The 14076-nt window shown below is 71.5% G+C and carries 10 protein-coding genes and 1 pseudogene; 6 read left to right on the forward strand and 5 right to left on the reverse strand.

Annotated features, from left to right (window positions below; genetic code table 11):
• Positions 1–112 precede the first annotated feature (112 nt).
• Both ACFV0G_RS20600 and ACFV0G_RS20605 read right to left on the reverse strand, forming a co-directional pair.
• Positions 113–1186 (reverse strand): annotated as a pseudogene (locus ACFV0G_RS20600) (sugar phosphate nucleotidyltransferase); the annotation flags it as partial.
• Positions 1187–1759: 573 nt separating this feature from the next.
• Complete coding sequence (locus ACFV0G_RS20605; RefSeq protein ID WP_380549562.1) at positions 1760–3976, reverse strand: (Fe-S)-binding protein; 2217 nt, start codon at positions 3974–3976, stop codon at positions 1760–1762.
• 293 nt (positions 3977–4269) lie between these two features.
• On the opposite strand from ACFV0G_RS20605, the gene dnaK reads away from it, so the two are divergent.
• The 6 genes from dnaK to ACFV0G_RS20635 all read left to right on the forward strand — a co-directional run bounded on the left by dnaK (position 4270) and on the right by ACFV0G_RS20635 (position 10909).
• Positions 4270–6111 carry a molecular chaperone DnaK gene (gene dnaK, locus ACFV0G_RS20610; protein WP_380549564.1) on the forward strand — a complete coding sequence of 614 codons (1842 nt, stop codon included), beginning with the start codon at positions 4270–4272 and terminating at the stop codon, positions 6109–6111.
• Complete coding sequence (gene grpE / locus ACFV0G_RS20615; RefSeq protein ID WP_380549567.1) at positions 6108–6713, forward strand: nucleotide exchange factor GrpE; 606 nt, start codon at positions 6108–6110, stop codon at positions 6711–6713. Before dnaK ends, grpE begins: the two co-directional genes overlap by 4 nt.
• Positions 6714–6801: 88 nt before the next feature.
• Complete coding sequence (gene dnaJ, locus ACFV0G_RS20620; protein ID WP_380549570.1) at positions 6802–7953, forward strand: molecular chaperone DnaJ; 1152 nt, start codon at positions 6802–6804, stop codon at positions 7951–7953.
• Positions 7954–7957: 4 nt separating this feature from the next.
• The gene (locus ACFV0G_RS20625; protein WP_380549573.1) at positions 7958–8464 is read left to right on the forward strand and encodes a heat shock protein transcriptional repressor HspR; all 507 of its coding nucleotides are present in this window, start codon (positions 7958–7960) and stop codon (positions 8462–8464) included.
• Between the two features lie 206 nt (positions 8465–8670).
• Positions 8671–9660 (forward strand): helix-turn-helix domain-containing protein, encoded by a 990-nt coding sequence (locus ACFV0G_RS20630; RefSeq protein WP_380549576.1) that lies wholly within the window; start codon positions 8671–8673, stop codon positions 9658–9660.
• A 628-nt stretch (positions 9661–10288) separates the two neighbouring features.
• The gene (locus ACFV0G_RS20635; protein ID WP_100889354.1) at positions 10289–10909 is read left to right on the forward strand and encodes a hypothetical protein; all 621 of its coding nucleotides are present in this window, start codon (positions 10289–10291) and stop codon (positions 10907–10909) included.
• A 7-nt stretch (positions 10910–10916) separates the two neighbouring features.
• Here the strand turns inward: ACFV0G_RS20635 and ACFV0G_RS20640 are convergent, their stop codons facing one another.
• The 3 genes from ACFV0G_RS20640 to ACFV0G_RS20650 form a co-directional block, all read right to left on the reverse strand.
• On the reverse strand, positions 10917–11888 hold the full coding sequence (locus ACFV0G_RS20640; RefSeq protein ID WP_380549579.1) for a LuxR family transcriptional regulator: 972 nt from the start codon (positions 11886–11888) through the stop codon (positions 10917–10919).
• Positions 11881–12867, reverse strand: coding sequence for a LuxR family transcriptional regulator (locus ACFV0G_RS20645; RefSeq protein WP_380549585.1), 987 nt, complete (start codon positions 12865–12867; stop codon positions 11881–11883). Before ACFV0G_RS20645 ends, ACFV0G_RS20640 begins: the two co-directional genes overlap by 8 nt.
• Positions 12868–12948: 81 nt before the next feature.
• Positions 12949–13890, reverse strand: a complete 942-nt coding sequence (locus tag ACFV0G_RS20650; RefSeq protein WP_380549582.1) for a LuxR C-terminal-related transcriptional regulator — start codon at positions 13888–13890, stop codon at positions 12949–12951.
• Positions 13891–14076: the final 186 nt, after the last annotated feature.

Here is a 14076-nt window from a genome sequence, read left to right on the forward strand (position 1 = left end):
CCCCGGCCGGGCCGGGGGTCGGGCGCGGGGTCGGGGGTCAGCGCTGGGCGCCGACCTTGGGCCCGTGCACGGCCGCAGCGGCGCTCTCACCGGCCGGGCAGCCGCCCGGGCCCGCGCTGGTGCGGACGGCGCCGACCGGCAGCAGGGTGCCGCAGGCGATCCGCAGGCCGCTCGGCAGCTCGTTGTCGGACTCGACGGTGGCACCGTCGCCGATCACCGCGCCGTCAAGCGAGCAGCGGGCGCCGATCACCGCGAACGCGCCGACGATCGAGTCCTTCACGTAGGCGTCGGCACCGATCACCGCGCCGGGGAGGACGACGCTGCCCTCGACGATGGCGCCGGCCTCGATCTCGGCACCCTCGGAGACCACCGTGCCGCTGCTCAGCACGGCGCCGGGGTCGACCTGGGCACCGGGGAGCAGCAGGGCCTCGCCGGTCGGGCCGGGCACGGCCGGCGAGTCGACCTTGCCGAGCACCAGGTCGGCGGAGCCGCGGACGAAGGCGCCGGGCGTGCCGAGGTCCAGCCAGTACGAGGTCTCGACGACACCGCGCAGGTGGGCGCCGGTGGCGAGCAGCTCGGGGAAGGTCTCGCGCTCCACGGAGACCTCGCGGCCGGCCGGGATGCGGTCGATCACGGACCGGGTGAACACATAGCAGCCCGCGTTGACCTGGTCGGTCACGATCTGCTCGGGGGTCTCGGGCTTCTCCAGGAACTCCAGGACGCGGCCGTTCTCGTCGGTCGGGACGAGACCGAACGCGCGCGGGTCCTCCACCCGGGTGAGGTGCAGGGTGACATCGGCCCCGGCGGCGACGTGGCCGTCCCGCAGGGCGGCGATGTCCAGGCCGGACAGGATGTCGCCGTTGAAGATCAGCACCGGCTCGTCGGGGCCGCAGGTCAGGCCGGAGGCGGCGTTGCGGATCGCGCCGCCGGTGCCCAGCGGCTCCTTCTCGGTGAGGTAGACCAGTTCGAGGCCGTACGGGCTGCCGTCCTTGAAGTGGTCCTCGAAGACCTCGGCCAGGTACGAGGTGGCCAGCACGACCCGGGTGACACCGGCCGCGGCGGCGCGGGCGAGCTGGTGCGCGATGAACGGCACACCGGCGACCGGCAGCATCGGCTTGGGGGTGTGGGTGGTCAGTGGGCGCAGCCGGGTGCCCTTGCCACCGACCAGCATGATCGCTTGGGTCATGGTGTGAGCTTCTCCCCTAGTTCCGGTCGGGCGGCCTCTGACGGGCAGCCGGATGTCTCGTGCGACGTTCTTGGCTGGCTCCCGGACTGCTCCGGCCGTTCTCCAGCAGACCCGCAGGCGGCGCGTCCAGCGCCTACTGTATTTCCTCCCGAAGCGCGCTCCGCGCGGCAGCCTCGGGTTGTCGCGGTGCACAGTCGGGGGCCCCGGCCCGCCGGCGCTCCCGGCGACCGGGGACGGTGTCGCGCGGCCGCCTGCCGGCCCACCCGGGCGGGCCGCGCGGCAACCGGGCGGGTTGTACCGAGGCTGTGACAATCGGGCGCGCCCGAACGGCCCCTGGGGACGTTGCGGCGGTGCGCTTCGGCGACGACGCCGGGGGCGCCGCCCCCCCCCCCGGGGGCGGGGGGGCGGGGGCGCGGGGCCGCCCGGGGGCGGGGCCGGGGGGGGTGGCTCGGCGGGGTGCTCCTGGGGCCCGCACCCCCCGCCCCTCTGGGGGGGGGGGGGGGGGGCGGGCGCGGCCCCCCCCCGCCCCCCCCCCCGGGGGGGGGGTGGGGGGCCGGCTCGGCTGTCGCCGGGTCAGGCCTGGACGGTCTCGGGCTCGGGCTCGACCGGCTGGGCCTTGACGGAGTCGAGCAGCAGCTGGGCCACGTCGACGACCTTCAGGTGCTCCTTGGCCGCGCCCTCGTTCTTCTTGCCGTTGACCGAGTCGGAGAGCATGACGAGGCAGAACGGGCAGGCGGTGGAGACGATGTCCGGGTTGAGGGACAGCGCCTCGTCCACGCGCTCGGTGTTGATCCGCTTGCCGATGCGCTCCTCCATCCACATCCGCGCGCCGCCGGCGCCGCAGCAGAAGCCGCGCTCCTTGTGACGGTGCATCTCCTGCTGGCGCAGGCCCGGGACCTTGTCCATGATCTCGCGCGGCGGGCTGTACACCTTGTTGTGGCGGCCCAGGTAGCACGGGTCGTGGTAGGTGATCAGACCCTCGACGGGGTTGACCGGGACGAGCTTGCCCTCGTCGATGAGGTGCTGCAGCAGCTGGGTGTGGTGGATGACCTCGAAGTGCCCGCCGAGCTGCGGGTACTCGTTGGCGATGGTGTTGAAGCAGTGCGGGCAGGTCGCCACGATCCGCTTGACGGGGGCGTCCTCCAGCGCGGTGTTCAGCGTCTCGACGTTCTGCGCGCCGAGCATCTGGAACAGGAACTCGTTACCCAGGCGGCGGGCGGAGTCGCCGGTGCAGGACTCCTCCTTGCCGAGGATCGCGAACCGCACGCCCGCGGTGTGCAGCAGCTCCGCGAAGGCCTTGGTGGTCTTCTTCGCCCGGTCTTCCAGGGCGCCGGCGCAGCCGACCCAGTACAGGTACTCGACCTCGGCGGGGTCGATGTCCTCACCGATCACCGGCACCTCGATGCCGGTCTCCTTCTTGAGCTCCTTGACCCAGTCGAGGCGGGCCTTGGTGGCCATGCCCCACGGGTTGCCCTTGTTCTCCAGGTTCTTGAGCATCGTCCCGGCCTCGGTCGGGAAGGAGCTCTCGATCATGACCTGGTAGCGGCGCATGTCGACGATGTGGTCGATGTGCTCGATGTCGACCGGGCACTGCTCGACGCAGGCACCACAGGTCGTGCAGGACCACAGCACGTCGGGGTCGATGACACCGCCCTCCTCGACGGTGCCGATCAGCGGACGCTCGGCCTCGGCCAGCGCCTCGGCGCTCACACCGGCGAGCTGCTCCGCGGTGGCCCGCTCCTCGCCCTCCATGGACTTGCCGCCGCCGGCGAGCAGGTACGGGGCCTTGGCGAAGGCGTGCTCGCGCAGGCTCATGATGAGCAGCTTCGGCGAGAGCGGCTTGCCGGTGTTCCACGCCGGGCACTGCGACTGGCAGCGGCCGCACTCGGTGCAGGTGGAGAAGTCGAGGATGCCCTTCCAGGAGAAGTGCTCGACCTGGGAGACACCGAACACGGCATCGTCGGCCGGGTCCTCGAAATCGATCGGCGCACCACCGCTGGTCATCGGCCGCAGCGCGCCGAGCGCGGTGCCACCGTCCTCCTCGCGCTTGAAGAAGATGTTGAAGAAGGCCAGGAAGCGGTGCCAGGCGACGCCCATCGACGGGTTGATGCCGATGGTGATCGCCCACGCGAAGGAGATGCAGATCTTCAGCATCGCGAAGATGTAGACCAGGTTGACCAGCGTGCCGTGGGCGAGGCCGGAGAAGGCGGCGACCAGCGGGTACGAGATCAGGTAGGCCGGGTCGTACGACTCGACGCCCTGCAGGGCGCCCTCCAGGCCGCGCAGGATCATGATGCACAGGCCGATGCCGAGGATCGTGTACTCGACGTAGAAGGCCTGCCAGGCGATCGAGCCGGCGAAGCGGGACTTGCGGCCCGAGCGGGAGGGCAGGCTGAGCAGCCGGATCACGATGAGGGTGAGGATGCCCAGCGTGGTCAGGGTGCCGATGAGCTCGGTGAAGACCTCGAACGGCAGCCAGTCGCCGATCACCGGCAGCACGAAGTCGGCGTCGAAGAGCTGGCCGAACGCGTTGACCAGGGTCAGCACGAGCGAGAAGAAGCCGACCGCGACGAACCAGTGCGCGACGCCGACGACGCCCCAGCGGTTCATCCGGGTGTGGCCGAGGAACTCGACCGCGACGGTCTTCACCCGCTGCGCGGGCTGCCCGGTCCGGGTGGCGTCCGGCTGGCCGGTCGTCACCACCTTGTAGATGTACGCGGCCGCACGGGCGGCGAGCGCGGTGCCGATCACAGTGGTGACCAGCGAGATGACGATCGCTGCTAGCTGCATCGGCTCTCCGTCTCCAGCGGCTCGTTCGAGGACAGGGGATCCCCCCGAGTGTACCGGTCAGTAACTTACTGACCCGACGCGCCGGACATTACCGCTCCGTAGCACCGATGAAGAAGATGCTCAAGGTATGGCGGGAGTCACTAAGCACATACTCACCCCTTTGGCCCCGCACAACCCCGCACGACATGCGCGCAGCAAAGTTGAGCGACACGGACTCATAGCTGTTGACGGTCCCCGATCGGTCGTGCATGCTTGAGCGCGTACCACTCAACTTCTCCGTGGAGGTATCTACGATGGCACGCGCGGTCGGCATCGACCTCGGTACGACGAACTCTGTCGTGAGTGTTCTTGAGGGCGGTGAGCCCACGGTCATCACCAACGCCGAGGGCGCTCGGACCACGCCGTCCGTCGTCGCCTTCGCCAAGAACGGCGAGGTCCTGGTGGGCGAGGTCGCCAAGCGCCAGGCGGTGACCAACGTCGACAGGACCATCCGGTCGGTCAAGCGCCACATGGGCACCGACTGGAAGATCAACCTGGACGGCAAGGACTTCAACCCCCAGCAGATCTCCGCCTTCATCCTGCAGAAGCTCAAGCGGGACGCCGAGGCATACCTGGGCGAGACGGTGACCGACGCGGTCATCACCGTCCCGGCGTACTTCAACGACTCCGAGCGCCAGGCGACCAAGGAGGCCGGCGAGATCGCGGGCCTGAACGTCCTGCGCATCGTCAACGAGCCGACCGCCGCCGCCCTGGCGTACGGCCTCGACAAGGACGACCAGACCATCCTGGTCTTCGACCTCGGTGGCGGCACCTTCGACGTCTCGCTGCTGGAGATCGGCGACGGCGTCGTCGAGGTGAAGGCCACCAACGGCGACAACCACCTCGGCGGCGACGACTGGGACCAGCGCGTCGTCGACCACCTGGTCAAGGTCTTCCAGTCCGGTCACGGCGTCGACCTGTCCAAGGACAAGATGGCCCTCCAGCGCCTCCGCGAGGCGGCCGAGAAGGCCAAGATCGAGCTGTCCTCGTCCTCCGAGACCTCGATCAACCTGCCCTACATCACGGCCTCCGCCGAGGGCCCGCTGCACCTGGACGAGAAGCTCACCCGGGCCCAGTTCCAGCAGCTGACCGCGGACCTGCTGGACCGCTGCAAGCACCCGTTCCACAACGTCATCAAGGACGCCGGCATCCAGCTGTCCGAGATCGACCACGTGGTCCTGGTCGGCGGCTCGACCCGCATGCCGGCCGTCGCCGAGCTCGTCAAGGAGCTGACCGGCGGCCAGGACGCCAACAAGGGCGTGAACCCGGACGAGGTCGTCGCCATCGGCGCCGCCCTGCAGGCCGGTGTCCTCAAGGGCGAGGTCAAGGACGTCCTGCTGCTCGACGTCACCCCGCTGTCCCTCGGCATCGAGACCAAGGGCGGCATCATGACCAAGCTGATCGAGCGCAACACCACGATCCCGACCAAGCGCTCGGAGATCTTCACCACGGCCGAGGACAACCAGCCGTCGGTGCAGATCCAGGTCTACCAGGGCGAGCGCGAGATCGCGGCGTACAACAAGAAGCTCGGCATGTTCGAGCTGACCGGCCTGCCGCCGGCGCCGCGCGGTCTGCCGCAGATCGAGGTCACCTTCGACATCGACGCCAACGGCATCATGCACGTGGGCGCGAAGGACCTCGGCACCGGCAAGGAGCAGCGGATGACCGTCACCGGCGGCTCCTCGCTGCCCAAGGACGAGGTCGACCGCATGCGCCGCGAGGCCGAGCAGTACGCGGAGGAGGACCACAAGCGCCGCGAGGCCGTGGAGACCCGCAACCAGGGCGAGCAGCTCGTCTACTCGACCGAGAAGTTCATCGCGGACAACGCCGACAAGCTCCCCGCCGACGTCAAGACCGAGGTCGAGACCGCGATCGGCGAGCTCAAGGAGGCCCTGAAGGGCGAGGACATCGCCGCGATCCGCGAGGCGACCGAGAAGGTCTCCACCACCGCCCAGAAGCTCGGCGCCGCGCTCTACGCGCAGGCCGACGCCGCCGGTGCCGGTGCGGCCGGTGCCACGGGTGCCGCCCCCGAGGGCGACGACGTGGTCGACGCCGAGATCATCGACGACGAGAAGCCCAAGGGCGGTGCCGCATGACGGAGAAGGCGCAGGGCGGCACGCCCGGCGACGACTCCGCGGAGGAGGCCGTCCTCAAGGCGGCCGAGGAGGCCGTCGCCGGCGGCGGCGCCGACGAGCTGGCCGCCGCCAAGCGCGAGGCGAGCGAGCGCACCGCGGACCTGCAGCGGCTCCAGGCCGAGTACCAGAACTACCGCAAGCGCGTCGAGCGGGACCGCCTGACCGTCCGCGAGATCGCCGTCTCCAACATCCTGGAGTCGCTGATCCCCGTCCTGGACGACATCGGCCGGGCCCGTGAGCACGGCGAGGTCACCGGCGGCTTCAAGTCGGTCGCCGAGTCGCTGGAGACCGTGGTCGCCAAGCTGGGCCTGCAGCAGTTCGGCAAGGAGGGCGAGCCCTTCGACCCGACGCTGCACGAGGCGCTGATGCACAGCTACTCCTCGGACGTCACCGAGGACACCTGTGTGCAGATCCTCCAGCCGGGCTACCGGATCGGCGAGCGGATCATCCGCCCGGCGATGGTCGCGGTCGCGGAGCCCCAGCCGGGCACCCAGACCACGTCCGCCCCGGACGCCGCCGACAAGGCGGAGTCCGACAAGGGTGACGGCGCGGCGGACAGCTGACAATCTGTGCGATGCGGAGTCGTGGCCGACCACGTCGGGTACGACTCCGCAGCGCCGTGCAGACACATTTCGGGAGGTGGCGGCAGCCATGAGCACCAAGGACTATGTGGAGAAGGACTACTACAAGGTCCTCGGCGTGCCCAAGGACGCCACCGCAGCCGAGATCAAGAAGACCTACCGCAAGCTCGCCCGCGAGTTCCACCCCGACGCCAACAAGGGGGACGCGAAGGCGGAGGAGCGGTTCAAGGACATCTCCGAGGCGTATGACGTCCTCTCGGACGAGAAGCGCCGCAAGGAGTACGACGAGGCCCGCAGCCTCTTCGGCAACGGCGGCTTCCGGGCCGGCGGGCCCGGCGGCGGCACCTACAACTTCGACTTCGGCGACCTCTTCTCCGGCTCCGGCGCGGGCGGCGGGGGCGGCGGCATCGGGGACGTCTTCGGCGGACTGTTCAACCGCGGCGGCCGGCAGGCCCAGCCGCGGCGCGGCGCCGACGTCGAGACCGAGGTCACGCTCAGCTTCGTGGAGGCCGTGGACGGCGCCACCGTGCCGCTGCGGATGACCAGCCAGGCCCCGTGCCGGACCTGCGCCGGCACCGGCGCCAAGTCCGGCACCACGCCGCGGGTCTGCCCGACCTGCGTCGGCGCCGGCACCGTCAGCCGCGGCCAGGGCGCGTTCGCGCTCTCCGAGCCGTGCCGGGACTGCAAGGGCCGCGGCATGCTCGTCGACGACCCCTGCACGGTCTGCCACGGCAGCGGCCGCGCCTCCTCCGCCCGCACCATGCAGGTGCGCATCCCGGCGGGCGTCCAGGACAGCCAGCGGATCCGGCTCAAGGGCAAGGGCGCCCAGGGCGAGCGCGGCGGCCAGCCCGGCGACCTCTACGTCACCGTGCACGTGGACGACCACCCCGTCTTCGGCCGCAAGGCCGACAACCTCACGGTGACCGTGCCGGTCACCTTCCCCGAGGCCGCGTTGGGCGGGACCATCGAGGTGCCCACCCTGAACGGCCCCACGGTGAAGCTCAAACTGCCGGCCGGCAGCGCCAACGGCCTGACCCTGCGAGCGCGCGGCAAGGGCGCCACCCGCAAGGACGGGACCCGCGGCGACCTGCTGGTCACCGTCGAGGTCGTCGTCCCCAAGCACGTCACCGGCGACGCGCTGAGCGCACTGGAGCAGTACCGCGAGGCCACCGCCTCGGACGACCCGCGAGCCGCCCTGTTCAAGGCGGCGGAGGGAGCGTGACCCGATGACGACCCCCGACAGCCCGATCGGCCCGGGCCTGGGCGAAGGACTCCCCGGCGGCCCCGGGCGCCGCCCGTCGGGCACCCGCGGCAACCCGTACCAGCTGACCGAGGAGACCCCGGTCTACGTGATCTCGGTCGCCGCCGAGCTCTCGGGCCTGCACCCGCAGACCCTGCGGCAGTACGACCGGCTCGGCCTGGTCTGCCCGGACCGCACCGCCGGCCGCGGCCGGCGGTACTCGGCCCGCGACATCCAGCAGCTGCGGGAGGTCCAGCGCCTGTCCCAGGACGAGGGCATCAACCTGGCCGGCATCAAGCGGATCATCGAGCTGGAGAACCAGGTCACCGCCCTGCAGTCGCGGATCGCCGAACTGGCCGACGCCCTGGACGGCGCCGCCGCCGCCCTCCAGCAGCGCGAGGCCGCCGTGCACGCCTCCTACCGCCGCGACCTGGTCCCGTACCAGCAGGTCCAGCAGTCCAGCGCCCTGGTGGTGTGGCGGCCCAAGCGCTGACAACCGCACCGCAGCAGCTCAGCCGCCGGTTCCCTCCGCTCGGGGGGTGCCGGCGGCTCTGCGTTGGTGAGAGAGTTCAACTCCGGCCCCGGGCCGCGGACCATCGGCAAAGCCACCGCAGGACGCGGTCCGGGCCGCCTAAGATCCAGGGTAAGGCGCGACCGATCCACCTCCGCCGCCGTCCATCCGGACACAAGGAGCCGTACATGAGTGGGCGAGAGCAGCCCGGTCTCACCCCGGGCGGGGCCGGCGTTCTGTCCGCGGACGCCCGGGAGCTGTACCTCCACGTGGTGAAGAACAACGGACGGCTCGCTCCCGGCGACGCGGACACCGAGGACGGCCCGCTGCGGGAACTGCTCGCCATGGGCCTCCTGGTGCCGGACACCGACGACCACGACGTGCTCGTCGCGGTGGATCCCGCCCAGCTCGCCGCGGGCCTGAGCTCGGCCTGGCAGCGCCAGGCGCTCGACCTGCTGTCGCGGGCCGTCACCCTCCCCGCGGAACTCCAGGAACTGGCCGACGCATTCCACACCCCGGAGCAGGCCGGGGGATCGATCGAGTATGTGCGCGGGAAAGTGCTCATCAATCAACGGCTGCAGCAGATCATCGCCTCGGGAATGGAGGAGGCGCTCGCGCTGCAGCCCGGGGGGCCGCGTCCGCCCGACGTACTGGCCGGCACCATAGAAAGGGACCTGGACACCCTGCGGCGCGGGACGATCATGCGGACCGTCTACCACGCGAGTACCCGGTACCACCAACCGACCAGGGATTACGTGTCGACCCTGGCGGCGGCGGGCGGGCAGTTCAGGACCCTCGACGAGCCGTACACGCGATTGATCGTCATCGATCGGAAAATAGCCGTCATACCGGTCGCGGAGGACATGAGCCTGGCGGCATTCATTCACGATCCCGCCGTCATCGCGTACATGACGGAAGAGGTTTTCGAGCGCAATTGGGCGCGGGCCCTGGAATTCGACGGTGAACGCACCGTCCCGCAACAGGTGGTGTCCAGACTGCGCCAGACGATCATCGAGTTGCTGCTGGCGGGGACCAACCACCGCGTGATCGCCAGGCGGCTGGGCATCAGCGAGCGCACCCTGGCGCGACACATCGCCGAGATGAGGGAGGACTACAACGTCGACTCACTCTTCCAACTCGGCTACGTCCTGGCACGGTCGTCGGACGGGCACCACTAGCCGGCCCGCGTCCTGACCAGTGGCGCTACCGGCACCTCCGCGCGAGCTCGGCAGCAGAAGGCTCGGTCCCCTCGTCCGGGCGCCACCCGGCCATACCGCGCAATCAGGTCCAGCTGAGGTCGTTGGCGGTCAGGGTCGCGGTCACGACACTCGGGCTCGGTGCGGCCGTCTGGTGCACCTGCGCCCCACCGACACCACCGAACCACATCGTCGCCAGCGCGGCCCCACCAAGAGCCAACGGAAGCACAGCCTTTCGGACAAACCGGAACATGCCAGACATGCGCCCTCCCCTTCCTGAGGTTTCGCCAGTCGAACTAATCACCATTGCTGGAACAATCGCTCACATGATGCCGCACAATGCGCTGCCATGTCACTGTGTGGCAGCCCCGGCAGGTGCGTCATCTCCCTGCCAGGCATCGAGATGACACCTCGGGAACCTGGACGGGACAACGCGTACCGATGGACGATCAGTTCGCTCTCGATGATCTGGCATAGTCACCACACTTGCCGATGTACTTTCAATTTCGAGGGCAACGTGAGGATGAACCACCATCCTGAGCATGAGCAGCCATCATCCGTAGGCCTGTCGTCCCCTTCCCCTCGGCAGGCCTCCGTCCCCGGAGTTGTCATGAGTGAGCCCTACCTGCGCCACCGCACCGCCCAGACCCCCGAGGGCCGGCGCGCACGGGTCTTCCTTGCCGCGCCGCTGATGCGGCTCACCGGCCCGGCCGACAGCGTGGTGACACTGGCCAGCCGCACCCGGCTGACCACCCTGCGCTCGACGCTGCTGCGCAGCGGCGCCGCCGTGTACAGCGCGCACCACAGCGACGCCTGGACGGTGGCCGGCCGCGCCCCCGAGCCCCGGGTGCCGTCCGACTTCCGGGCCCTGCAGACCTCCGACCTGGTCTTCGCCTACGTCGGCGCGCCGCTGTCGGCGGGCGTGAGCCTGGAGCTCGGCTGGGCGTCCGCGCTGCGCAAGCCGATCGTGCTGCTGGTGGACGAGGCAATCACGCACAACCCGCTGATCGCGACGATCGAGCAGGTTGCCCCGGTGCTGCCGCTGGTCTTCGACGACACCTGGTCCCAGGACGCCCTCCAGCACACCGTGGAGACCGCGCTGGACTGGGCCGGCATGGCCCTGTCGCTGCGCGAGGGCTTCTGGACGGCGCCGGGCGAGCAGTTCCCCGTCCCCCGGCAGTCGAAGGGCGACTCCTTCGGCTACTGGTCGCCGGAGATCGCCACCGGCTGACCGCCCGTCAGGACTCACTCCCTCCTCGGGCGCCGCGCATCTGCCAGCCGAGCTGGAAGAGCGTCTCGGCGTCGTACAGTTCGCGCAGCCGCGCGATGTGGCCGGCCACCGTGCGCTCGCTGAGCGCCAGGCGGCCCGCGACCGTCCGCTGGGTGAGCCCCTGCGCCAGCAAACGGCCCACCTGCTCGTGCACCGGGACACCCTCGCCCTCCTCCTGGTGGACGGTCCGCCACCGGACCCGCTCGGCCCGCTCCCAGTCGCGCTCGAACACGCCGACCAGGAACGCGACCGCCGCCGGGTCCTCGACGAATGCCGCGCTGCCGTTGTCCGCCGAGGCCGGGATGACCGCCACCGCGCGGTCGTAGATCAGCATGCGGGTGAACGGTTCGGCCAGGACCCGGATCCGCAGGCCCCACCCGGTGGCCTCCGCGGCGTACGCCACCGTGCTCGGCTCGTCCCGGACGGCCGGGTCGTAGAGGACCTTCATCACGCCGCCCTGCGCAACGAAGGCGCGGGTCCGTGCGGCGCCCTCGGCCAGGTGGTTCGCCGGCCGCAGCCCCGGCTGTGCCGCGAGCCGCTCGAAGCGGTTGTCCGCCTCGATCTGCAGCAGGCGGTGCCGGATCTCCTCCTTGCCGTCGACGTGCCGTACCCGGCCGAGCCGGTCCGCCCGGCGCGGTGCCGCCTCCCAGGCCCCGGCCAGCTGCTCCAGCTCCGCGGGGACGTCCTCCGCCCGCTCCAGCAGCCGGGCGCCGGCCGAGCGCAGCCCGGCCTGGATCCGGCCGGCGGCCGCCCGCGGATTGACCGCGGAGACCGAGGACTCCTCGGCGTTGTGCACCAGCAGGCCGAGCGAGATCAGCCGCAGCACCGCCGGCAGGTCCGGCTCCGGCACGTCCCGGAGCAGCACCCGGCCGCCCTCCGCCGCCACGGCCCGGTAGACCGCCCGCTCGGCCGCCGTGGGCAGCCCGTCGGGTTCAGCCATCGGAGCCATCGGAGCCGTCGCCGCCGCGCATCCGCCAGCCGAGCTGGAAGAGCGTCTCGGCGTCGTAGAGCTCGCGCAGCCGCGCGATGTGGCCCGCCACCGTGCGCTCGCTGAGCGCCAGCCGTCCGGCGACCGTCCGCTGGGTGAGCCCCTGCGCCAGCAGCCGGCCCACCTGCTCGTGCACCGGGACGCCCTCGCCCTCCTCCTGGTGGACCGCTCCCCACGAGACGTGCTCGGCCCGCTCCCAGCAGCGCTCGAACACGCCGACCAGGAAGCCGACCACGGCCGGGTCCTCGACGAAGGCCGCGCTGGAGAGGTCGGCGGAGGCCGGGATCACCGCCACCCTGCGGTCGAAGACCAGCATCCGGGTGAACGGCTCGGCCAGGACCCGGAAGCGCCCGCCGAGCGCGGTCACGGTGGCCGCGTAGGCCGCCGTCGCCTCGTCCGTGCGGGCGCCCGGGTGGTAGATCGTGCGGATCGCCGCTCCCCGGGCGAGCATCTCCCGCGTCCGCGGCAGGCCCTCGGCCAGGCTGCGGGCCGGCCGGGCCCCGCCGGGCTGCAGCGCGAGGCCCTCCTCCTTGACGTCGACCTCCAGCTGGACCACCCGGTGGCGGATCTGCTGGGCGTCGTCGACGTGCTGCACCTCCCCGCGGCGGTCGACCCGCCGGGGGGCGGCGTCGTAGGCGTCCGTCAGCTCCTCCAGGAGCGCCGGCACCTCCTCGGCCTGGGCGATCATGCGGGCGCCCTCGGTGCGCAGCCGGGCGCTGATCCGTTCGCTCGCCGTCCGCGGGTTGACCGCGGTGAGCGAGGCGTCCGCGGTGTGGTGGATCAGCAGGCCGAGCTGCAGGAGCCGCAGGACCGCCCCGGCGTTCTCCTCCACCGCCTCCCGGAACGTCACCCGGCCGCCCTGGTCGAGGATGGTCCGGTAGACGGCTTGCTCCTCGTCGTTCGGGAGCGCTCCCGCGGGCTGCTCCGCCATCTCCACCACCACCACTCCTGTCCGTGCCCCCTCTTAAGAGAGCGCCTGTGCGGCCGACATGTCACACCCGGGCGTGCGCGATCAGTCCGACCGGCTGCCCCGCATCAGCCATCCGAGCTGGAAGAGCGTCTGGGCGCCGTACCGGTCGCGCAGCCGGGAGATGTGGCCGGCCACCGTCCGCTCGCTCAGGCCGAGGCGGCTGGCGACGGCGCGCTGGGTGAGCCCCTGGGCGAGCAGCCGGCCGACCCGGTCGGCGGCGGTGGCGGGGGCGGCGGGGGCGGTGATCTCGTGCCACTGCACGACGTCCGCCCGGAGCCAGTCGCGTTCGAAGCCGGCGACCAGGAAGGAGAGGGTCGCGGGGTCGGTGATGAACGCGGCCCGGCCGGCGTCCGCGGCGACCGGCACCACCGCCACCGAGCGGTCGATGATGATCATGCGCTGGAACGGCTCGTCGAGGACCCGGACGGCCCCGCCGTGCGAGGTGACGGTCGTGGCGTAGTCGACGGCCATGGGTTCGCCGAGGGTGATCGGCTGGTAGAGCGTGCGCAGGGTGCCGCCGCGCTCCAGCAGCAGCAGGTCCTGGGTGCGGGCGAGGGCGAGGGCGGGGGCGGGACGGCTGCCCGGCTGGGTGGAGAGGATCTCCCGTTCGCTCTCGGAGACCAGCTGGGCGATCCGGTGCCGGATGGCCTCGTTCCCGTCGACGTAGGCGGCCTCGCCGGGACGGTCCGACCGGCGCGGCAGGGCCTCGTAGGCGCGGGTCAGGGCGTCGAGCTCGGCGGGCAGTCCCTCGGCCCGCAGCAGGAGCCTGGTGGCCTCGGTCCGCATCTCGGCGCTGAACCGCTCAGCGACGGCGCGCGGGCTGACGGCGGTGTACCAGCCGTCCAGGTGGTTGGGCATGACCAGCCCGACGTCGAGCAGGAGGTCGATGGAGGCCCGGCGGTCCGGCGGTACGGCGCTCTGCGGGATGCGGCCGCCCTCGGCCAGGATCTCCAGGTAGAGCCGGCTGGCCTCGTCGTCGGGCATGGCTGAGCCCGATCCGGTCCGTGGATCCGCAGCCAAGTCCCGCACTCCCTGCCGATGGCCCTCTCGATCGGATCATGATCTCAGCAGGCCCGGCCGGGTGCACGGGCGGTGCCCGGGTTTGTTGACGCGTCTCCCGGGCCCGGCGCCGAGTTGGGCGGCCGGGGCCCCGGGGACCGGGGGGGGCCG

Origin of the sequence: Kitasatospora sp. NPDC059571, from assembly GCF_042735675.1 — a bacterium.
In the GTDB taxonomy this organism is placed as follows: Bacteria; Actinomycetota; Actinomycetes; order Streptomycetales; family Streptomycetaceae; genus Kitasatospora.